This is a genomic window from Halioxenophilus aromaticivorans (genome assembly GCF_042850945.1).
In the GTDB taxonomy this organism is placed as follows: domain Bacteria; phylum Pseudomonadota; class Gammaproteobacteria; order Pseudomonadales; family Cellvibrionaceae; genus Halioxenophilus; species Halioxenophilus aromaticivorans.
In genome coordinates this window covers 1,219,652-1,241,639 of the sequence record NZ_AP031496.1, presented here as the reverse complement: position 1 = coordinate 1,241,639, position 21,988 = coordinate 1,219,652, and the positions used below count along the sequence as shown (strand labels likewise).

Below are 21,988 nucleotides of genomic sequence, written 5' to 3'. Positions count from 1 at the left end.
AACTGAGCGGTTAAATGCTAGTATTATTGGCAAAGGATTACAGCCACAGGGACTTTATTGTGTTTTTTGCTCTAACCAGCGACTGCAGTACGCGCATCACACTCCGCTCTCTTATTATTTTCGTACTGGTTTCTTTTACAGCCAACTCCCCGCCCCTTTTAGCACAACCCACCATTGAAGATTACGGTAATTTGCCGTTTATCCGCAGTATGTCGATGTCACCGGACAGCAAGCATTTTGCTTGGCTGCAAGAAAGTGACGGCATGCAAGGCATGGTGGTATACAACATTGAGGACGGGCAACCATTTGGGGTTGGCGCTAACGATAAAATTAAAGCGCGAGATGTGGAATTTGTCAGTGACGACTTTGCAATAATGCATGTCTCAGATACCCGCGTGCAATTCGGCTATTCGAATTCGTTTGAATATTCCGCCGCCTTTAGCTTTGACTTAAAAACCCGCAAAACCCGGCATCTGTTACGTGGCACCGAAGATCTGCACCCGGCCCAATCCGGTCTGGGCACCATTGTTGGCGTCAACAGCAAAAAGAGCATCGCGTATATGCCGGCGTTTAATGATAGCTCTACGCCGCAAAGAAACCTCTACCGCGTCAGCTTAAAAGGCGGCAAAGGCAAACTGCACGCCTCCGGGAGATCACACACCATAGATTGGTTCGTCAATAGTAAGGGCGAGGTGCTGGCCCGCGAGGATTTTGACGATAAGCGCGAAAAACACGAGTTCTACTCCTATTTAAGCGGCAAACCTGAAAAAGTGTTCAGCTATGATACAAAACTGCCGCAAATGTCGGTTCAAGCGGTTTCCTGGGATGAAAAACACCTACTGTTTGTGCAAAAAAATGACGATGGTGAAACCGTACACGCGCTGAGTTTACAGGATGGACAAATCAGCCCGGCCATGTTTTACCGCGAGGATAAAAGCATAGACAGGCTACTCACCGACACCAATCGCCGGTTAATTGCGGTTAAGTACAGCGGTTTTTTACCCAGCTACGAATTCGAAAAACCCAAACTACAAACCGCCTTCGACGAATTACTGAGTATTTTCCCCGCCAGCGCGGTGCACCTTTTAACCATGTCCGCCGACGAAAATACCTTTTTAGTACGCATTACCGGCAATACTGACCCCAATTCGTTTTTTACATTCGACATTAAAAAGAAGCAATTAAAACGACTTACCAACGGCTACAAAAATATCGAGCAGAAAGACCTGGGCGAAGTCGTCGGCTTTCGCTACAGCGCTCGCGATGGCTTAAAAATCCCTGCGATACTGACTTGGCCTGTGGGTGTCAACACTGCCGAAGAGCGCAAGGCTCTACCTTTGATTGCACTGCCCCATGGTGGCCCGGCAGCCCACGATGCCATTCGATTCGACTGGCTGGCGCAGTTTTTAGCGCACAAAGGCTATGCGGTATTGCAGCCAAACTTCCGCGGCTCCACAGGTTTTGGCTTCGCCCACGAGGAAGCCGGCAAGGGTCGATGGGGCAAAGAAATGCAAGATGACATTACCGATGGTGTTAATTACCTGGTGAGCAAAGGCGTAGCCGACCCCAGCCGAGTGTGTATTCTCGGCGCGTCCTACGGGGGCTACGCCGCACTGGCCGGAGCCGCCTACACCCCAGAATTATATCGCTGCGCCATTGCCATCAATGCTGTTTCCGACATACGCAAAGAAATTAAAAAAGATCTTAGGCAAGCTTACCAAACCGATTGGATACGCAATTATTGGATGGATGCCTTCGGTAGCGACGATAAAAAATTTAAACAATTGGACGCGGTATCGCCCTACTACTTTGCCGATCAATTCACCGCACCCACCCTGTTAATTTACAGCAAAGACGACACAGTAGTGGCACCCGTCCAAAGCATCCGAATGCACAAGGCACTAAAAAAAGCCGGCAAAGACTCCAAACTGGTCGCCCTAAAAGGCGAAGACCATTGGATGTCCACCAGCAAAATGCGCTTAGAGCTATTAAAAACCATCGAAGCCTACTTGGACAAACACAACCCAGCACCCTAAAAATCAATGGGGTCAGAAATCAATGGGGTCAGAGCCATTGATTTACTCGTAGGTGTTGCCATTGTGCTTTAGCCGACGGCCTAGAAATTGATACAACACAATAAACTTCCTTTAATTTATGAATGTCTGCAATGCATTTTCCACGATCGCCGCATGGCCTAAGGCTAAAATTTGGCGCGCTCTGGCCTTATCGTTAACGGTATTGTTAGGTCTTGCTGGCAATAGCAAGGCATTGGCGGCAGCGGATATCTCAGCATTTAGCAAGATTCCGTCGGTACGCAGCATGTCGATCTCACCCAATGGCCGGTACTACGCTTGGTTGCAACAAGAAAACGATGAAAACCTCATTGTGGTCTATGACACACAAAAAGATGCCACCACCGTTAAGAGGACCGGAGATAAAATCAAAAACCGCTCTATCAATTTTGCGACTAACGAATATGTCGTTCTGCCTGCTTCTTCCACCCAGCGGTTTTACAGTCGTCTAAACCCATTAGAATATAGCGGCGCATTCAGTTTTAACCTTGCCACCGGAGAAGTGAAGCGGTTACTACTCGGCACTCAAGATTTGTATTTATCGCAGACGGGCCTTGGCAGAATTATTGGCGTTAACGAAGACGATGCCTCCGTGTTTATGCCAGCCTGGGACAACAAAAGTACGCCCAGGTACAACCTGTATAAAGTTAGCTTAGAGACTGGCCGAGGTGTTTTGACTGCCCCCGGCAGTTGGCGAACCACCGATTGGTTTGTTAGCGCTCAGGGAGACGTGCTGGCCCGTGAAGATTTTGATCACGAGAAAAATGAATACGCACTCTACAGCTACAGCGATGGCAAAGCGGAAAAAATCTTCACTCAAAAAACGCATCTGCCTGAGATATCCAGCGAAGCCCTAAGCCAAGACGAAAAGACGCTATTACTTGCGGATACCAGCCAGAACCTAACCCAGGTACTGGCTATAGAGTTAAGTAGCGGCAAACAGCATCAATGGCCCATCGCTAACCAACAAGAAGATATTGATCACGGACGTCAATCGCAAACTCATCGCTGTAAAATTCGCTGGATTCCAGCCCAGCTATCAGTTTACAGAAAAACATCTGCAGTCATCGGTTGAAGAGATTCAAGATATCTTTCCTTCCAGCTCACTGGCGCTTTTGAGTATCTCGGCGAATAAAACGCAATTTATTATTAAAGTCAGCGGTAATTCAGAGCCGGAGGCGTACTACCTTTTTGATACCCAAAACCGCAAATTGCGCTGGCTCACCAAGGGCTACAGCAGCCTGGCCAGCGAGGACTTAGGAGAGGTTATTGCGTTCCGCTACCCTGCCAGGGACGGGTTGAAGATTCCCGCCGTACTGACTTGGCCAAGTGACAAAAAGACAGCGGAGCAACGTAAAAACCTACCTCTTATCGTACTGCCACACGGCGGCCCAGACGCCTATGACGCCATCGGCTTTGATTGGCTCGCTCAATTTTTGGCGAATAAAGGTTATCTCGTTTTGCAACCTAACTTTCGTGGCTCCACCGGGTTTGGCGGCGACTTTCATCGCGCCGGTATCGGTGCCTGGGGCCGAGAAATGCAAAATGACATCAGCGATGGAGTTAATTATCTAACCAGCAAGGGCATCGCCGCCCCCAAACGAACGTGCATTGTTGGGGCCTCCTACGGAGGGTACGCCGCCCTAGCAGGCGCGGCCCTTACACCTGAACTATACCGTTGCGTGATAGCAATAAACGGCATATCTGATGTCCGCCAACACATAAACCGCAGCATTCGAAACAACGCCGAGCCAGAGCTAGTCCGCAGGCAATGGGAGGGCGTTTTTGGTGATGACAAGAACGCCTTCAAACGATTGGATGAAGTCTCCGCCTACTTTTTCGCCGATAGATTTAATGCAGCAACCTTACTCATCTACAGCAAAGACGACAGCATTGTATCTCCAAGACAAAGCACAAAAATGCACAAAGCCCTCAAAAAGGCAGGCGTCGTTTCGACCCTAATAGGTCTCAAAGGCGAAGACCACTGGCTATCAACTAGCGGAATGCGCCATCAATTATTATCCGTCCTGGGCTCATTCCTAGATGAGCACAACCCAGCACCCTAAAAACCAATGGGGTCAGAGCCATTGATTTACTCGTAGGTGTTGCCGTTGTGTTTTAACCAACCGCCTACGTGGTTACCCCGCGGGTCGTGGTGGGTCCAGTGCATCACTCCGCCTTGTTCGGTCCATTCGTATTCACCGAAAAAACGTATGGTATCACCCTCATCTAAGTTAGCAACCCGCGGGGCCAGGTCAATATTGTGGGCTACTAGCAGTGTTTGGCCGTTATCGAGCTTCAAAATGAAACGCTGATGCTGGCTGCCTTTGGTATCGTCTGGCAGAACTTTGATAACCCTGCCCTGCCCTTCTACCTGTACATCGCTCCGACGTTGGGCAAAGGCTTTGGCGATAATTGCCGTTCCCCTGTCGCTGGTGTCGCTACTGCTGTTGCCAGCATTACCTGTTTGCTGAGACTGACTACTGCCGGCACTGCCACCGGTCAGAGCTATTACGGTGTCTTTCTCAATGTAGCCCAGGCCTGCAAGCACTAGCAGCACAAGCACTACTAAATTTTTTCTCATGGTTCACCCTCTAATCTGCACACGCAAAGCGGTTGGCATGATACTGGTTATCAGGCAGGAATGCACAAACGGCTAGCAGGTGGGCACTGGAGTGCATTAAGAGTGGGGGTAATGAAGGAAGGAGAGATCGAACGGATCTGACCCCATTGGTTTTAAACGTGCGGGGTATAGGAGGAAGGATGAATCAAACGGCTTTACCTCGATTGATCGGCCCCATTGATTCTCCTAGTGTAATGCAAAAATACCCAGGGCAATGGCTTGCCCTGGTGGGGAGGCGTTTAGAATTTGCCGACGACCTTTACGCTGTCGTCTACTGCAGCGGCATCAATAAAGCCAATTAACGCCGGGTTTTGGGCTACTAGCTCTTTAACTTGGCTATCTCTGCCGACTTCTTTGGGTGGTTTGCCTCGGCCGGTAAACACCAACTGTGCCCAGTAGGCTCTGTATTGAGACAGACTTTTACCCACGACCTTTTCAACGAACTCATCACGCACCGGTGAGCTTTCATCTTGGCTGATGGCAATTAATTCACTTCCGTCAGGGAAAACCTTTTTCTTGCCGAGGAAGATCCGAGAGATGTAGTTTTTATTGAGCTCATTGCTATTGCTCGGGTGAACAATAACGGCCACCTCGGCAAAAGACGCAACCGGCCCAGCGCAGAGCAAAACCGTGAGCGAGGCAGCCAAAGCTTGGCGTAGTGTTAATAATTTCATTGCGATTCCTCCTTGATTAAAAGGTAACGTCGATGCCTGCGGATATAACATCTACCTCTCCGGCCTCTCCTTTGGCCGCTATCACAGATGCATCGGACTCATCCGAGCGCATTTGATATTCCACTTTAAACGCGGCTGCACGGTGGAAATCCCAACGCAGGCCTAGGGTGATGGACTCAGACTTTTCGGTGGCGTTGCCAATAGGAATGGCTTGGGTGAAGTCTGGATTGCTGTAATCGGGTAAGTAAAACGCGCCTTCTAACTCCTGTTCTTGCATAGAGAAGGTAATGTGAGGCGTGAAATCGCCAATACGATGGGTTAACGAGGCATAGGCACCGGAGAATTCGGTCCAACCAATACCAAACAGAGCGTCGTCAAATTCGTAATGCATGGCTTCGGTAATTAACGCCGTGTTACCAAAGGTGAAGTGCGCGGCCAAACTGTAAAAGCTTTGATCGACCGGGTTCTCTTCGCCTTGATCTACGCCCAAAAATGGCAACACCAAGGCGTCCGCGTAGAATTCACCGGCGTTGTAGCTGGCTCGCAGTTGCAACCATTCAGAACTGGTTTTAGCAACAAAACCCACCGAATTTTTAATACCGATAGGGCCAACACTAGGGCTCATGGCTTCCGCCGTGCCGCCATAAACGGTGATTTGGTTATCCCAATTACCTAGGCTGCCATAGTAGTTCAGCGTGACACCTTCGTTGGTGTCGATGGGCACGTTAGTTTCGGTGGGAGGGCGAATCCAGTGATAGGCATAGCCTACATCGAGAAAGTCGGAATAGTAGAACAACTGGGTACGCTGACGACCTAAACTGATGGACCAGTTGGGGTTAAATTCATAGGTGACGTAGGCCCAGGCCACATTGGCGTCAAAATCTTCTCCACCACTGCCGGTGATTTGCCCAGTAACACTTAGACCATCGCCCAGGTCGGCACTGATTTGTAAACCAAATATGGAGTCTGGGCGGAAGCTTATTTCGTCGTTGTACACGCCACCGCTGGGTTCATCCGCTACGAAGGTAGCCTTGTCGCCGTTAGATAGTTCACCCTCGCTTAAGGTCATACCACCAACCACAGAGGCAAAACCGTTTAGTCGAATGTCGGCGGCGTTTACGCTGGCGGCAGAAAACAAAACCGCTAGCGCCAATAAATGGTGCGATTTACTCAATGCAAACATGTACTAAATCCTTACTGGAGTTATTTAAACTAGCGTCAAACGTAAAATCATTGCGTTATGCCCGCTGGCTTAATAGAGATGAGAAACCAACAAGCATTTACTTACAGCGGTGAACAAAATAAAGGAGTTTAGTCTAACTCCGAGGAGCACGAGCCAAATTAAGGCTTTTGCTGAAAATTTTGACGTATAAAAACGCATTTTTACGCAGCAGAGTACTCTGCCAGAGATAACATGACGCCAATATCATTGCGCGGCGATGTTACCATGCGAAGTTGAAATATCAATGACGCTTTTGACCAACTTTTCATATAAAAAACCGTTCTTTATTAATAAAAACGCTTCATTTGCTTCAGCGGTTTGAATGGCGGGACGGATTTATCCCTTATTCGCAGATCAGAATTCATCGATGACGGTTGTTCCGCCGCGACGTGACCGGGCTAGCGATGCCAGCAATAAATGAAGGAGTTAAAGCGCGGCCTCTGGATTGCTTTGCACACGGCCCTGCGAGCCATCGAAACTGCTACTTACAGAAAAGATTGTGGCTAGGAAGGCGGCTTAGATTTGGTCATGGCTTTGGTCTTGTTTGGCAAGATGGTTACGCAACAGTTTTATGTTGCGTTTATTGGCTTTAAACCAAAAATCGAACAAATCACCCACAATGGGCACCACCCCAACGGCGGACTCAAACGCACTGTTGGCCACCATGCGCGCTTGCAGCCCTCGGGAAGCACCCGCTCGACGCGCTTTCACCACCAGAGCCATGCTCAGTAAAAAGCCGAGTGCGTCGCCCGCCCCGGGTATTAAGCCGATGATGGATTCCACCCCCACTCGAAACCCACCGGGCAAGCGCACGGATTCGTCCAGCAACCACGCCAGTTTATCCAGCTGCTCCACCTGCTTCGCTTTTTCTGTGCTTTGTTGGTTGTCTACCGCTTCCATTGAACACCTTTCTCAAAGATCTGATTTACCCAAATCAATTAACTCGCCATTGGCTATACCACGCGCTTTGGTAAACGCCCCCAATCTGGTAGCGTAAACCCACTATTGACGCCATAGTGCACGTTATCTTCTGGCACAGGAAGCTCTTTGATTGACAGACCTCGACTTAAATCCACTTTGGCTATCGCTGAAATTGGCCAGTATTACCACCGTGATACTGTTGCTAATCGCCACCCCCATCGCCTGGTGGTTAAGAGCCAGCAGCCGGCCGGTTAAAAGCCTTGCCGCCGCCGTGGCCACCCTGCCGCTAGTGCTGCCACCCTCGGTGCTTGGCTTTTACCTACTGTTATTGTTGGGCGCCCAGGGGCCATTGAGCCCACTGCTCAATCAGTTTGGCATCGCTACGTTAGCGTTTAGCTTCCCCGGCTTGGTGGTGGCCTCGGTGGTGTACTCGTTTCCGTTTGCGTTGCAGCCCATTCAAAATGCTTTTGAAGCCATCGGCCAGCGCCCGTTGGAAGTCGCCGCCACCCTGGGCGCCAGCGCCTGGGATCGATTTTTCAGTGTGGCTCTACCACTGGCAAAGCCAGGCTTGCTCACCGCCAGCGTGTTGAGCTTTGCCCATACCATTGGCGAGTTCGGCGTCATTTTAATGATTGGCGGCAGTATTGAAGGCGAAACTAAAGTGTTGTCCGTGGCTATTTACGACCATGTGGAAGCCAACGAATACCACCAAGCCCATGTGCTGTCTGGCGTTATGTTGCTGTTCTCATTACTGGTGTTATTCGCCCTGCATTTTTTAAATAATCGCGCCAGCCACGGCGATAAACCCGGCGGCAACATTGGGGGCGTACACGGTGGCTAGCATTTCTTTAGCGTATAAGGTGGCTCGCCCAGGCTTTTCTCTGGATGTTGCCTTTGATACCCAAGCCGCCGGCATAACCGCCCTATTTGGCCAATCGGGCTCCGGTAAAACCACGTTATTAAGATGCATCGCCGGGTTAGAAACCGCCACCGAAGGCCGGTTTATCATCGATGGTGAAACCTGGCAGGACGCCAACGTCAATTTACCAACCCATCAACGCAATATTGGCTATGTGTTTCAAGAGGCGAACTTACTCGGCCATTTATCGGTGGAAAAAAACCTGCGCTATGCGGTAAAACGTCAGCGGCAACCGAGCCTTAACTCGGCCAACCCAATTCGCCTTGATGACACTGTGCAATGGCTTGGTCTATCCGATTTGCTGGGCAAGTATTCCGCCCAGCTTTCCGGTGGGCAACGCCAACGCGTGGCCATAGCCCGCGCACTGCTAACAAACCCGAAATTGTTGTTAATGGACGAACCCCTAGCCAGCTTAGATTTACACAGCAAGGCAGAGATTCTGCCCTACCTTGAGCAATTGCAGGCCGGATTAAACATCCCCATTTTTTATGTTAGCCACAGCCCAGACGAAGTGATCCGCCTGGCCGACAGCATCGCCCTGCTACAAAACGGCCGGTTGTTGGCCCATGGCCCAGTGAACGAAATACTCACCCGTACGGATTTACCCCTTGCCCAACTAGAGGAGGCCAGTGCCTGTGTGGATGGCCAGGTGGTGAGCCACGACGACAGATTTCACCTTACCTATGTCAGTTTGCGCGGCGGCACCGTGGCGATTTCTCGCCGGCAGGCCATGGTGGGTAGTTCTGTGCGAGTGCGCATCAGCGCCAAGGATGTGAGTATCGCCTTGGCCAAGCCAGAAAACACCAGTATTACCAATGTTTTACCGGTTACCATCGCTGAAATCCAGCCCGCCCCGGACCCGGCCAAGCTGGTGCTCAAATTAGCCATGGATGGCGATTACTTCCTGTCGCAAATTACTCGCCTATCCGCCCAATCGCTGGGCCTTGGCGTGGGCAAAAGTGTTTTTGCCCAGGTAAAAAGCGTGGCACTAATGCGCAATTAGCCTGGCTTGCGGGTTCTTTGCTGTAACTTGAATGGCTGCACGGGTACACTGCCGCAATTGTTACCCAGCAGCAGGCACACAGCATGAGCACTCAACCGCATCCCTACCAAGCACTCACCCCTGATGTTGTTCTGGATGCGGTGGAATCCTTGGGCTTCCTCAGCGATGCCCGAATACTGGCGCTTAACAGTTACGAAAACCGTGTATACCAAGTCGGTATTGAGGGTAAAGCGCCGCTGATTGCTAAGTTCTACCGGCCGGAACGATGGAGCCGCCAACAGATTGTGGAAGAGCACAATTTTGCCCATGAGCTGGTGGACCTGGAGGTACCCGTGGTACCGCCCATGTTGATGGAGGGTAAAACCCTGCACCATTACCAGGGCTTTGACTTCGCCGTGTATGAGCGCAAAGGCGGCCACGCACCGGAGCTGGACAACCTCGACCACCTATTGGTGATTGGCCGCTTGTTAGGCCGCCTGCACAATTGCGGCCGCGCCAAACCCTTCGCGGCCCGGCCTAACTTCAATTTGGACGAATTTGCTCGCATCCCACAGCAGTTTTTGTTGGCCAACGATTTTATTCCGCCCCACCTTACCGTGGCCTACCAAACGCTCTCCGACGATTTAATCAAAGCCACCCAAGGCATTTGGCAGTCAGTAACCACCGATGCTATCCGCCTGCACGGTGACTGCCACCCCGGCAATATACTGTGGCGCGACGACAGTGCCTTTTTTGTCGACCTAGACGATGCCCGCAGCGGGCCCGCCGTACAGGATTTGTGGATGCTGCTCAACGGCGATCGCGCTAGCCAAACAGCACAATTGAGCGAAATACTGGAAGGTTATCAGCAGTTTTCCAGCTTCAATTTCGTCGAATTAAACCTCATAGAAACCCTGCGCACCTGGCGTATTATGCACTACGCCGCTTGGCTCGCCCGGCGCTGGCAAGACCCAGCCTTCCCACACAGCTTTCCCTGGTTTAACACCGAGCGCTTTTGGGCCGAGCACATTCTGGAATTACGCGAGCAATTGGCTGCCATTGCCGAACCACCGCTGGCCCTGTTTTAGCGGCACAGATAAAAGGTAACCGGAACAACAGTTCGTCCGTATTTGGCAAGGCCGGACAAACCCGCGATAATGGCCAGCACTCGAACCCGCCGCCGTATAAGCGCGCGCTGGTTTGGCACAAACTGAGGAATACACCGGTGATTAAGACAACCTGGCAAACCATCCGTGAAGAGGCCCAGCAACAAGCGGCTGAAGAGCCCATTCTCGCCAGCTATTTGCACGCCACTATTTTAAATCACAGCACCCCCATGGCGGCGCTGAGCTACCTTTTGGCCAGCAAGCTGGATAGCCCCACCGCCTCGGCGCTGATGATCCGTGAAGTGATTGAAGAAGCCTTTGCCGCCGACCCCGGCATCTGCGAAGCCGGGCAAGCCGATCTACATGCCACCTTTGAGCGCGATTCCGCTTGCAGCCAGTTATCGGTACCGTTTTTATACTACAAAGGCTTCCACGCCCTGCAGGCGTTTCGGGTGGCGCACTGGTTGTGGAGCCAGGGCCGCAAAGCCTTTGCTTTATTTTTGCAAAATCGTATTTCCGTGGTGTTCTCGGTGGATATTCACCCAGCCGCCAAAATCGGCAAGGGCATCTTCTTTGACCACGCCACCGGCGTAGTTATTGGCGAAACCGCCGTGGTAGAAGACGATGTTTCCATTATGCAGTCGGTTACCCTGGGCGGCACAGGCAAGGAAGGCGGTGACCGTCATCCTAAAATTGGCCGGGGCGTGTTACTCGGCCCTGGCGCCAAGGTGCTGGGTAATATCCGAGTGGGCGAAGGCGCGCAGGTTGGGGCCAGCAGTGTGGTATTAAAGCCAGTGCCTGACCACCGCGTGGTGGCTGGCGTGCCGGCTGTGGATATGGGTGAGGCCACCGCAGATAACCCCGCCGCCGCTATGTGCCATTTGCTGCGTTGCAAGCAAACCAAAGCCCAGGCAGACTGCGGCTGAGCCGCCGGCAAACCCAAGCCCTGGCCAGAGCTGCCTTTGTGGGAATAACTCGGTTAGGTAGGTTCGGACAGTTACGGTTCAGCTGAAAAATGCGTGGCGAAGGCCAGGGTGTCCGCCAAGCTGCTGGCACCCAACTTAGCCATAATGATTCTATCCACCCCCATGGCAATGCCGGCACAATCTGGCAAGCCGTGGCGCTGGGCGGCCATCAGCTGTGGGTCCACCGCCGGCACGAAATCACCGCGCTCTCGGCGCAGCTCTTGGTCGGCGGCAAAGCGCTGGGCCAGCTCGTCGGCGTCACTGAGCTCCCAGTAACCATTGCCAATCTCCAGTCCATCCACAAATACCTCAAACCGCTTTGCTACCCTGTGCCCCTGTGGGTTTTCGCCAAGCCGCGCCAGGGCACCTTGGCTGGCGGGGTAATCACACACCACCACCACGTCTTGCAATTTTGGCTCTAGGCAATGGCTGAACAATAAATCCAACCAGGTATTGCGATCGGCTTGGTCAAAGCTCACCGCGCAGCGGGCCTGGCCCAGTTGCGCCAATGCTGCGTCGTCAATGGTGTGCGGGTTAGCGCCGAATTCGGCCTCAAACAAAGCCTGGTAACTGACAGTACGCTGGGGTTTACCAGGTAATAGCTCAGCCATAAGCGCCAGGGTTTGTTGCATCAACTGTACATCATCAAAGCCCAGTTGATACCACTCCAACATGGTGAATTCCGGCTGATGGCGCCGGCCGTACTCTTGGTCGCGAAAAGCCTTGCCCAGATAAAAAACCGAACCATAACCGGCGGCGATGAGGCGCTTTAGAAAATACTCTGGCGAGGTCTGCAAAAAGCCAGTTTGGTTGTTCACCGTGGCTTGAATGGCGGTTATGGATGGGTCGGTAACACTGTGGCTGGCCAGTACCGGCACATCGATTTCGAGCAGATGTCGGCTGGTAAAGAATTGCCGAATGGTGTGGAGGGTCTGCGCCCGTGTACGCAGAGCAACCAGGCTGGCGCTGGGTTGCCAGCCGGCTGAATCAGTCATGCTGCTTACTTACCGGCCCGGCCCAGGTATTCACCGGTGCGGGTATCCACTTTTACCACTTCGCCGGTGGACATAAACAGTGGTACTTTTACCACCGCGCCGGTTACCAACGTGGCAGGCTTGGTGCCGCCTTGGGCGGTATCGCCTTTAAGGCCTGGGTCGGTCTCGGCAATTTCCAGTTCAACGTGGTTGGGCGGAGTGATGGCCAGAGGCGCGCCATTAAACAGGGTAACTACGCACTTATCTTGCTCTTTCAACCACTTGATGGAATCACCCACGGCGTTGGCGTCGGCGGCGTGCTGTTCGAAGGTCGCCGGGTCCATAAAGTGCCAAAACTCACCGTCGGTGTAGAGGTATTCCATGTCCTGATCCACCACATCGGCGGCTTCAAGGCTCTCACCGGAGCGGAAGGTACGCTCTAGCACACGGCCAGTGGCGAGGTTGCGCAACTTAACGCGGTTGAATGCCTGGCCCTTACCCGGCTTAACGTATTCGTTCTCCATAATTGAGCATGGGTCACCGTCGAGCATTACCTTCATGCCACCGCGAAATTCATTGGTCGAAAAAGTTGCCATAAAATCCTCTAATTCAGGTTCTTCCTGAGCGTGTACAATTCGCCCTAAGGCGTGCGCCTTGCCGCGCCCAGCCGCCCATTTTGTATAAGCGTTTTAAATAAGGTGTTTGAAAAAGGTGCACATCATAACTGATGGCTTAAACCAGACCAATAGTAGCTGGCAACAGCAGCTCAATGATTTGATTACTCAGCCGGCGGAGCTGGCTGAACTGTTGCAACTACCCTATGCTGCGGTGTCCCAGGCCGCCGGCGACCAGTTTGAACTGCGCCTACCGCGCCGCATGCTGGATAAAATCGAACCCGGCAACCTCGACGACCCGATACTGAGGCAGTTTTTGCCCCAGGCCCAAGAGCTTACCTCGCCACCAGATTATTCCAGCGACCCACTGGACGAAACCAGCACCAACCCGGTACCTGGGCTGATCCATAAATACCACGGCCGAGTACTGATAACCGCCACCGGCCAGTGTGCCGTTAATTGCCGCTACTGCTTTAGACGCCACTTTAACTATCAGGAGAATCGACTTCGCGGCCCGGCTTGGCAGGGTGTATTGGATTATTTGGCCGCCGATGACAGCATCAATGAGGTTATCTTCAGCGGCGGAGACCCGCTCTCGGTGAGCAACAACCAACTAGCGCGTTGGTTCAGCGACCTTACTAAGATCGCGCATCTTAAACGGCTGCGTATTCACAGCCGGCTGCCGGTGGTGATCCCCAGCAGAATAGACCAAGGGCTAATCCACACGCTGCAGCAGGCTGGCTTACAATGCGTGCTGGTGATTCACTGTAATCATCCCAGGGAGGTGGATGGTGAATTGCGCCAGGGGCTGAGCCAGTTACAGCGCGCTGGCGTACAACTGTTTAACCAAACCGTGCTCTTAAACGGCGTAAACAATTGTGCAGATACCTTAGTAGAGCTCAGCGAAAGCTTGTTCGATTGCGGTGTTCACCCCTACTATTTGCACTTGCTAGACCGGGTACAGGGCGCCGCCCATTTCGATGTTGATGAGGGGCAAGCACAGCAATTACATCAACAAATGCGTGCTCGATTGCCTGGTTTTTTGGTACCAAAGCTGGTGCGAGAAACCCCTGGCCAACCCAATAAAACTTGGCTTCACATATAAAAATCGACCGATTACCTGATATTTGGCAATAAAAACAGTCGAGAAAGTTTGTGTTCTTAACAATACGCTATAACTAATACGGTTTTGGGGTAAACTGCTCGTTTGCTCCCAGTATTAGCTGAGCCTAAGATTACCGTATGATCTCTAACCCATTTAGCCGCAAAAACAACGTCTCGGAGGCTGCCGAACAACCCCTGGCGCTGCCCTTGGAGAGCGAACCGCGGTTTACGTTTTGCGCAAGCGTAAAACCTGCCAAGGTGAAACAGTGGTTTGACGATCTTCCCATTACCGATTACCAACTGGTTGCCACCAAGCTGTACAGCGCCCTACCCGAACTGTGCCGAGTTAAACTCAATAACACCGCCAGGGTCGAAATACTGGAACATGTACGGCCACTGGTGCTCAATTGCGTGTCGGCCATTACCGCGCCACTGACCAAAAAGCCCCTGGCGCTGAGCGAGAAAGAGAAAAAAACCGCCCTGGTGGCACAGGCGCTATTAAAGCACCTAGCTTTGGCCTACTGCCGGCTCGGGGTAAATAGCCTGGCCGACAAAAAGCTCAACGCAGCCAGCAAAGCCAGTTATTTTCAGCGTCCGCTGGTTATTTTATCGCTATTGCTGAAAAACAATGTGCAGCTTTATACCCCCGTACCGAATTACTTTTGGCACCTAACCAACGGCGTGTTCCAACTGGCAAACAAACAAGAGTTGCACAACGTTAATGTCACCGACGCCTTCAATAGCAACTACGCCGGCACCTGCAACCACAGCTACATTACCATCCTCGCGCTCACCGTCGCCCGGCCCTTGCAATTGCGCCCCAGTGAAATTGAACAATTGTTTTCAGTCTTGAGCGCCTGGGCCAAACAGCTAACCTTGGCGCCCTACACAGCAGACAGTAACGCCCTTTTTGCCGTAATCGGCGACAGCGACCATGAGCCAGATTACCTGGACAGTTTCGAAAGCCACCAATTACAAGCCAGTGGTATGGTATTTGATTTCCGTACGCTGCTGCAGCAGTTGGATAAAGTCATTAAGCAAACCGGCCCGGATAAAGGCCCGGTAGCGATCAATTTGCACCAGCACCTGGCGCTTAATTGGGGGACTCGCGTTCGCCGCAAAAACCAGCGTATTGCCTGTCATACCGAACTGGAAATCTGCATTGGTATATCGGCCATCCACGACCAACTTGCCAAGGGCGCAAATTTTGATGAGTTTGTCACCGGCAGCAGCCATAAAGCCGGCTTTATGTTGAGCACCGAGTGGGACGACAAGCCCTCGCCAGAACCACCAGACATCCCCATCGGCAGCAGCGCTCAAACCCATCGGCTTACCGCCATTAACTCGGGCCAAAAAGGTTTTCAGCTCATCTGCCAAGATAAAGCACCGAGAAAACTCCAGGCCGGCGAGCTAATCGGCTTTCGTGAGCCCGGCAAACGCAACTGGCAACTGGCAGTGGTGCGCTGGGTAAAACGCAGTGAAAAAACCGGTATCCAGTTTGGCGTTATGATGATTGGCCGTCGACTAGAGGCCTACGGCGCCAGCACCGAGACGGAATCTGGCCACGATTCCGACTACCTACGAGTACTGCTGGTTAAAGAAGGCAGTGAAGACGGCAAAACCAGTTTGGTAACACCCAATTCCGTGTTTAATGAGCGCTATCCCGTCATCCTCAAGAAGCGCGGTGAGAGCACACGCGTTCACATCAGCAAACGATTGTCGTCCAGCGCGTCCTATTGCCAATATCGCTACTCGACCACGAGCTAGCTCGTGACATGATTCACAAATATTTTACATATAGCATTGCTATAACCCGGGTTTTAACGGAAGTAGATTGGTAATATAGCCGGCCGCACCAATCCCCTGGCCTTGTGCCCGTCTGTACCGGGGCCGTGTTGTAAACTTTTCTTATGAATTGATGGGGCTATACTTTCATCAGTATGTCATAGGCGCGCAAGCGTAATATTTCGTACCGCTATAAGCTTGGCGTACTAATAATGCATCGATGTAACCAAGATGTTTTTGTTCGTAGTCCGACTGTAATTTGTACGGCCGACGTTCACCAGACCAGCCTAATGGAATACTCTGTGGCTTAGCGAACTAAGGGCCACAAACGACTTAATGAACCTGACTGAAACACTAAGATTGCTGATTCTCAACGATTCTCGCTCCGAGGTAGAACGCCTTGTGAGCATGTTTCGTAATGCTGGCGTCAGTGCGCGTACTCAACACGCCACCAGCCTGGAAATGCTGTCTAAATTACTGGAAGAGCAAAGCTGGGATTTGTTGGTTGGCCACGACGCCACCAGCAACCTACCGGTAAGTCAGGCCATTAAAGAAATTTCCCGACTAAACCGCGATATCCCGGTGATTTTAGTCACCGAAACAGAAGGCTCCCAGGCCACTGTTGAGGGCATGCGCTCCGGTGCCACGGATGTGGTTCAGCTGGATGACGACCAGCATCTGATTTTGGTCATCAAGCGAGAAATGCGTAACCGCGAGCACCGTCAAACCCACCGCTTAGCAGAACGCAAACGTCGTGATGCCGAACAACAGGCCCGCGACCTTCTTATGAACGCCAAGGACGCCATTGCCTACGTCCAAGAAGGGATGTTCTTGTTTGTCAACGATACCTGGGCGGAGTTATTGAGTTACGACGATCTTGACGAATTAGCGGTCATGCCGCTGATCGACCTGGTGGTGGATGATGACCAAGCCAAAATTAAACAAGCGCTAAAAAAGTTCAATGCACTCAACGTAGAGCCCGAGCCAGAAACCCTTACTGTTCGGTTTATTGATGCCAGCGAACAAGAGCGGGCATTGGATATCTACCTCAGCCAAGGCACCTTCGATAACGAAAATTGCCTGCTGGTAAAAAGCACCCAACCCCGCACCTTACCCGCTACTACCGAACAGAGCACAGGTACAACATCGGCAGAATCTGCCGCTAAAGCCGAAGACCACAGCCATTTAAAACTGCGCGATACCAATACCGGGTTGTTTAATCGCACCGCCCTATTCCAACGTATTGAAAAAGCCCTGGACGATTGCGCCGAACACGGTACCAGCCAAGCATTTTTATTGATCGAAATTGCCGAGTTTGAACACCGAGTAATCGCCACCCTAGGTTACCGCCTGGCCGACCAAGCCATTAAAGAATTAGCAAGTCGCGTTAGCGAACAATTACAGGATGCCTATATTGGCCGTTTCAGCGACAGCGCATTAGGGCTGGTGATCAGCGACTGCTCTGCCACTAAAGCGCTCAAACTTGCCGAACAACTGCTGAGTTTTATCAACGAGCAAATCATCGAAGTAAAAACTAACACGGTGCATATTCGACCACACATCGGCATCAGCTTAATGACCGAAGTAATCGAAAACAGCGATGAGGTGACCAAGCACGCTCGCTTGGCGGTGGACAGCTTGCGCAGCAGCGATACCAAAAGCGAAGGTGGTGTTCATTTATTTGAGCTGCCCGAGCAAGAAATATCCGCCGAAGAAACCATGACCCATGCGCTGGAAAATGCGCTAAACAATGAGCTGCTGCACCTAGTGTTTCAGCCGATTATTGGTTTGCGCGGCTCCGGTGATGAACAGTACGAAGTTATGGTGAGACTACAGGACGAATCCGGCCAGCAGGTTTCCACCCAAGAGGTGTTTTACAGTGTTGGTGACTTGGCTCTGCTGAACAAGCTCGACCGCTGGGTGGTGCTAACCGCGGCGAAGAAGCTGTCGGAGCAGCGTAATAAAGGCCACAACACACGCCTGTGGATTAATCTAAGTGAGGCTGCCTTTTACGATGAAAACCTGCCCTCGTGGTTGAAAGTTGCCTTAAAAGCTGCCGACCTCCCAGCCGATGCGGTGGTGTTCCAGATGAAAGAAAGCGATGTCGCCAAACACATTACTAAAGCGCGTGAGTTTTTAACGGCGGTTACTGAAAACGGCACACCGGTGTCTATCACCAATTTTGGTTGCGTGCTGAATCCACTAAATACCCTGAAACACATACCGGTTGAGTATGTAAAGCTGGATGGATCTTACACCAAAGAGCTGCAAGAAAATCCACGCAGCAGCGGCCTAACGAACTTGGTGAAAGAATTAAACGAATTGAAAAAAATCACCATTGTACCCTTTGTGGAAAACGCATCAGCGCTTTCTAAACTGTGGCAGGCAGGTGTGCATTATATACAGGGCTACTACTTACAAGAGCCCAACGCCAACATGAATTACGACTTTGAAGGCGACGGCTAGATTTGCTTTAGTCTGCAGTTGAAAACCTAGAACTGAAATCAAACGTTTGAAAAAGCGATCCTAAAACAGCGTCCTTGCCATTGCGTAAAATCAATCAAATCCGCGATTAAAAACGGATTAATCGCGATAACCAATCAAATACAAAAGCCCATCCAATCCCAAGGTGGTAATAGCGTACTCTGCTTGGGCTCGCACCACGGGTTTGGCCCTAAAAGCCACACCAAGACCAGCCAACGAGAGCATGGGTATGTCGTTAGCGCCGTCACCCACAGCAATGACCTGATCCAAAGATAAACCCTCTCGCTCAGCCAATTGTTGCAACAGCGCCGCCTTGCGCTCGCCGTTTACGATATCGCCGCGCACCTCACCAATCACCTTGCCATCGGTAATGGCCAGCTCATTGGCATGCACATAATCGATGCCGAGCTTTTTTTGCAGATGCTCAGCAAAGTAGGTGAAGCCACCGGATAAAATCGCCGTTTTGTAGCCCATGCGCCGCAAAGTGCTGATTAGACGCTCTGCCCCCTCGGTGATGGGTAGGGCTTCGGCAATGGCCGATAGCACGGATTCATCTAAGCCTTTTAACGTGGCCAAGCGACTGGCAAAACTCTCGTTGAAATCCAACTCACCGCGCATGGCTCGCTCGGTGACCTCGGCCACCTGCTCGCCCACGCCGGCGGCCTTGGCCAGCTCGTCGATGACTTCAACTTCAATTAAGGTGGAATCCATATCGAAGCACACCAAACGCCGAGTGCGGCGAAAAGCATCGTCGGCTTGCACGGCAATGTCGATGGGGTGCTGACTAGATAACTCCAAAAAATCGGAACGCAGATGGGCCAAATCCTTGGGCTGACCACCGGTGGTAATCTCCAGGCATTCCTGGCTGGGGGCGTCCCTGGCGGCCAGCGACACACGGCCACCGATGCGCTCAACGTGCTCAATGCTTAAGCCGTGCTGGCTGGCCACTTCCGACACCGCACCTAGGTGCTGCGCCTCGATTTTACGCGCCAAGACGGTAACGATGTAACGACTGGTATTGGCGTCCTCCACCCACTGTTGGTATTGCGCCAGGGTGATGCCCTCAAAGCGTACCCGCAAGCCCAGGCCATGGGCGGCAAATAAAATATCTTTGTGTACGGCTCCGGCCACTGCCGCACCTGGAATCTCCACCAAAATGCCAGTATTCACTTGGCGATGGGTTACGCTGAGATCCATATCCAAAACGTTGACCGAGTGATCGGCCAAAACCCCCATCAACACGGGCACCAAACTGTCATGGTTTGGGCCAGAGCAGGTTATTAAACAGAGTTCTTTCACGGGGATCACCTTTCACGTACGAGCATTTATACAAATAGTTTAGCCAGTATTATAACTTCCTTAAGCATTTCCACTACAATGGTCGCTGGAAAAACCATTGTGATGTTTGTCTTCCTATGAGCGACTCTAACCAATCTTCGCCCCTACCCTGGTACGCCCGTATCCTGGTCAACTATCAACACCTAACCCTAGCACTGCTGGTGGGTGTCTGTTTTGGCTTGGCGGTAAGCCTTATCGCCCTAGATTCCAGCCGTGATAGCGCGGCCACTGCCCTGGCGGCGGAACACGCCAGCGACATTGCCCGGCTGGGCGCCGACCAATCCAGCCAACCCTTATTCAACAACGATTTGATCAGCCTCCAGGTGTTACTCACAAGCCTAGTGCAATTGGATCAAGTCCAGGGCCTAACGGTGCACGATGTTGAGAACCGGCTGATGGCACAAGCCGGTAATGTGGCTGCTTCCGGCGGAATTTATCGCACCGCTCTGATTACCCAAAACGACAACGTCGCTGGGTATTTAACCGTTATCGCCCACCGGCCGGGTAACACCAGCAGCCGCAATTTGTGGTTTGCGATCTTCGCCTTGGCCATGGGCGCTTTATTGCTGTTGCTGTTAAAACGCCAGTTACCCATGCTCAATCAACCCGTGGAAGACGGCGAAGGCGAAGAAGACGACACCACAGAGGAAGAAGAGCTCACTTTCACCCCTAGCAACCGAGCCCCTGGCCCCAACTGCGTCGCCCTGACGTTGGTTTCCGAGCGTATTAACCAGGTGGCCAAACAGCTTAATGCCGCCACCTTTAACCGCGTGCTGGATGAGCTAAACCGCCACATTAGCTCGGTAAAGAGCCTCTACGGTGCACAGCTGATTACCGCTGGCCACACCTTGCCGATACTGCTATTTGACGGTAACGACCGCGAGCAAAACACCGTTAACGCCCTGTGCAGCGCACAGCTGCTGCTGGCGTTAAGCTATCGCATGAAAACCCCGCTGGCCCTGCACGCCCAAGTGGAACAATATCAACGCGACGGCAAACTCACCGATTGCCCAGAGCGATTCCAGGCCAGTAACAAGACTCTATTTTTGGGCATTGCCGCACCACTGGCAGAAGCCGTAAGCGACCGCTTTCGCTTCCGCGAAGACAACGGCTATTGGTTAGAGACCGAAGAGTTTGGCGACACCTACCAAAGCCTTTTGGATAACCAACTAAAACAACTGCTGCGTACCTCCGGCTACGACATTGATACCGACGATGGCTCCGCCTACCGCGAGAAATACGAAGAGCAGTTGGCCCAAGCCACCCAGGAGCAACAAGAGCATTTTGACCTGGACGAAGACGAGCTTGCCGCCAGTGAGTTATTGCCTGCCGGTAAATTTGATGAGCCGTCGGACGACTATGCGGCTGAGGAATACGAAGCCGAGGACTACGACGAAGAATATGACACTGACGATTATGACTCTGATAGCTATGATTCTGAAGACGATGATTCGGAGGAATATGAGACGGAAGGCTACGATTCGGACGAGTATGATCCTGAAAGCTACGATGCAGAGGATTCAGACACCGTACAATTCGACGGCGATTCAGCCTACCGTGAGCCAGACCTAGACCCAGACTGGGAGCCCTCCAGGGAACAAGACAGCAATAGCGCAGGACTGGCGCTAACGCCGGACCCATCACTGCAATTTGCCACCGAGGCAGACACCCTGGAGCCCTTCGCCAGCCCCCACTACGACGATCTGGATGAAATCAGCCAATTGGCGCCCGAAGAAGACTTCGCGGCACCAGCCCAGCCCCACCAAGAGCAGCAACCGCCCGCCGATATAGAAGACGGCCAGTGGAGCGACGATCCCTCTGATAACGACGACGATATGGCCTTTGAGCCAGACCCGGAATTCGGTTTAACCGACGATGATCTGGACGCCCTCGACACGGACGATGGCCAGGGGACGGAAACCAGCCAAAGCGAGGATAAACCCTGGCCTCGTTCTAGCTTGTTTGAAAAAGCGCCTAGCACAGAGGGCGACGACCAAGACTCAGAGGCGCCACCGGCCAAGGGCGAACATATCAAGCCCTACCAAGACTGAGCCAGCGCCGCACCTAAACAGGCTTAGGTTTTAGGTGCGGCGATTTTGCCGAGCCACAGCTCGGCCCCAGCTAGGCGCGCGCGCCCCACTACTCCCCATTCTTTGCAGCCTGGTTTTCGGTCACATAACTGACACCTTGCATTAACGGAACTGT

Annotated in this window: 19 protein-coding genes; 11 read left to right on the top strand and 8 right to left on the bottom strand. The window is 52.2% G+C overall.

Going from position 1 to position 21,988, the window contains the following annotated elements:
- Nucleotides 1–14 precede the first annotated feature (14 nt).
- On the top strand, nucleotides 15–2,036 hold the full coding sequence (locus tag ACGHM3_RS05460) for a prolyl oligopeptidase family serine peptidase (RefSeq protein WP_345421568.1): 2,022 nt from the start codon (nucleotides 15–17) through the stop codon (nucleotides 2,034–2,036).
- 111 nt (nucleotides 2,037–2,147) lie between these two features.
- Here ACGHM3_RS05460 and ACGHM3_RS05455 read toward each other — a convergent pair whose 3' ends face one another.
- Nucleotides 2,148–2,321 carry a hypothetical protein gene (locus tag ACGHM3_RS05455; protein ID WP_345421571.1) on the bottom strand — a complete coding sequence of 58 codons (174 nt, stop codon included), beginning with the start codon at nucleotides 2,319–2,321 and terminating at the stop codon, nucleotides 2,148–2,150.
- Between ACGHM3_RS05455 and ACGHM3_RS05450 the strand changes: the two genes are divergently transcribed.
- Together ACGHM3_RS05450 and ACGHM3_RS05445 are read left to right on the top strand one after the other, a co-directional pair.
- Nucleotides 2,320–3,147: a hypothetical protein gene (locus ACGHM3_RS05450; protein ID WP_345421574.1), complete on the top strand. Its 828-nt coding sequence runs from the start codon at nucleotides 2,320–2,322 to the stop codon at nucleotides 3,145–3,147. The genes ACGHM3_RS05455 and ACGHM3_RS05450 overlap by 2 nt on opposite strands.
- Nucleotides 3,050–4,138 carry a prolyl oligopeptidase family serine peptidase gene (locus tag ACGHM3_RS05445; protein WP_345421577.1) on the top strand — a complete coding sequence of 363 codons (1,089 nt, stop codon included), beginning with the start codon at nucleotides 3,050–3,052 and terminating at the stop codon, nucleotides 4,136–4,138. Before ACGHM3_RS05450 ends, ACGHM3_RS05445 begins: the two co-directional genes overlap by 98 nt.
- 26 nt (nucleotides 4,139–4,164) lie before the next feature.
- Here ACGHM3_RS05445 and ACGHM3_RS05440 read toward each other — a convergent pair whose 3' ends face one another.
- The 4 genes from ACGHM3_RS05440 to ACGHM3_RS05425 all read right to left on the bottom strand — a co-directional run bounded on the left by ACGHM3_RS05440 (nucleotide 4,165) and on the right by ACGHM3_RS05425 (nucleotide 7,491).
- Nucleotides 4,165–4,656 carry a DUF3465 domain-containing protein gene (locus ACGHM3_RS05440; protein ID WP_345421580.1) on the bottom strand — a complete coding sequence of 164 codons (492 nt, stop codon included), beginning with the start codon at nucleotides 4,654–4,656 and terminating at the stop codon, nucleotides 4,165–4,167.
- A 278-nt stretch (nucleotides 4,657–4,934) separates the two neighbouring features.
- Nucleotides 4,935–5,369: a phosphate ABC transporter substrate-binding protein gene (locus ACGHM3_RS05435; RefSeq protein ID WP_345421583.1), complete on the bottom strand. Its 435-nt coding sequence runs from the start codon at nucleotides 5,367–5,369 to the stop codon at nucleotides 4,935–4,937.
- A gap of 16 nt (nucleotides 5,370–5,385) precedes the next feature.
- Entirely contained in the window at nucleotides 5,386–6,552 is a 1,167-nt protein-coding gene (locus tag ACGHM3_RS05430; protein ID WP_345421586.1) for a hypothetical protein, read from the bottom strand.
- A 555-nt stretch (nucleotides 6,553–7,107) separates the two neighbouring features.
- The gene (locus tag ACGHM3_RS05425; protein WP_345421588.1) at nucleotides 7,108–7,491 is read right to left on the bottom strand and encodes a DUF4112 domain-containing protein; all 384 of its coding nucleotides are present in this window, start codon (nucleotides 7,489–7,491) and stop codon (nucleotides 7,108–7,110) included.
- A gap of 151 nt (nucleotides 7,492–7,642) precedes the next feature.
- On the opposite strand from ACGHM3_RS05425, the gene modB reads away from it, so the two are divergent.
- From modB to cysE, 4 genes are all read left to right on the top strand, one after another.
- Entirely contained in the window at nucleotides 7,643–8,353 is a 711-nt protein-coding gene (modB, locus tag ACGHM3_RS05420) for a molybdate ABC transporter permease subunit (protein WP_345421591.1), read from the top strand.
- Entirely contained in the window at nucleotides 8,346–9,434 is a 1,089-nt protein-coding gene (gene modC, locus ACGHM3_RS05415; RefSeq protein ID WP_345421594.1) for a molybdenum ABC transporter ATP-binding protein, read from the top strand. The genes modB and modC overlap by 8 nt, the downstream gene beginning before the upstream one ends.
- 83 nt (nucleotides 9,435–9,517) lie before the next feature.
- Nucleotides 9,518–10,501: a serine/threonine protein kinase gene (locus ACGHM3_RS05410; protein WP_345421597.1), complete on the top strand. Its 984-nt coding sequence runs from the start codon at nucleotides 9,518–9,520 to the stop codon at nucleotides 10,499–10,501.
- 137 nt (nucleotides 10,502–10,638) lie between these two features.
- The gene (cysE, locus tag ACGHM3_RS05405) at nucleotides 10,639–11,445 is read left to right on the top strand and encodes a serine O-acetyltransferase (protein WP_345421600.1); all 807 of its coding nucleotides are present in this window, start codon (nucleotides 10,639–10,641) and stop codon (nucleotides 11,443–11,445) included.
- Nucleotides 11,446–11,516: 71 nt separating this feature from the next.
- Here the strand turns inward: cysE and epmA are convergent, their stop codons facing one another.
- Entirely contained in the window at nucleotides 11,517–12,479 is a 963-nt protein-coding gene (epmA, locus tag ACGHM3_RS05400; protein ID WP_345421603.1) for an EF-P lysine aminoacylase EpmA, read from the bottom strand.
- A 5-nt stretch (nucleotides 12,480–12,484) separates the two neighbouring features.
- The gene (efp, locus tag ACGHM3_RS05395; RefSeq protein ID WP_345421606.1) at nucleotides 12,485–13,054 is read right to left on the bottom strand and encodes an elongation factor P; all 570 of its coding nucleotides are present in this window, start codon (nucleotides 13,052–13,054) and stop codon (nucleotides 12,485–12,487) included.
- A 115-nt stretch (nucleotides 13,055–13,169) separates the two neighbouring features.
- Here efp and epmB point away from each other — a divergent pair, with 115 nt between their 5' ends.
- The 3 genes from epmB (at nucleotide 13,170) to ACGHM3_RS05380 (ending at nucleotide 18,427) form a co-directional block, all read left to right on the top strand.
- Entirely contained in the window at nucleotides 13,170–14,177 is a 1,008-nt protein-coding gene (gene epmB / locus ACGHM3_RS05390; protein ID WP_345421609.1) for an EF-P beta-lysylation protein EpmB, read from the top strand.
- Nucleotides 14,178–14,314: 137 nt separating this feature from the next.
- Nucleotides 14,315–15,943 (top strand): hypothetical protein, encoded by a 1,629-nt coding sequence (locus tag ACGHM3_RS05385; protein ID WP_345421614.1) that lies wholly within the window; start codon nucleotides 14,315–14,317, stop codon nucleotides 15,941–15,943.
- A gap of 354 nt (nucleotides 15,944–16,297) precedes the next feature.
- Complete coding sequence (locus tag ACGHM3_RS05380) at nucleotides 16,298–18,427, top strand: EAL domain-containing protein (protein WP_345421617.1); 2,130 nt, start codon at nucleotides 16,298–16,300, stop codon at nucleotides 18,425–18,427.
- 117 nt (nucleotides 18,428–18,544) lie between these two features.
- On the opposite strand, the gene serB is transcribed toward ACGHM3_RS05380, so the two are convergent.
- Entirely contained in the window at nucleotides 18,545–19,744 is a 1,200-nt protein-coding gene (serB, locus tag ACGHM3_RS05375) for a phosphoserine phosphatase SerB (RefSeq protein WP_345421620.1), read from the bottom strand.
- Nucleotides 19,745–19,860: 116 nt separating this feature from the next.
- Between serB and ACGHM3_RS05370 the strand changes: the two genes are divergently transcribed.
- Nucleotides 19,861–21,834, top strand: coding sequence for a hypothetical protein (locus ACGHM3_RS05370; protein WP_345421623.1), 1,974 nt, complete (start codon nucleotides 19,861–19,863; stop codon nucleotides 21,832–21,834).
- Nucleotides 21,835–21,988 lie beyond the last annotated feature (154 nt).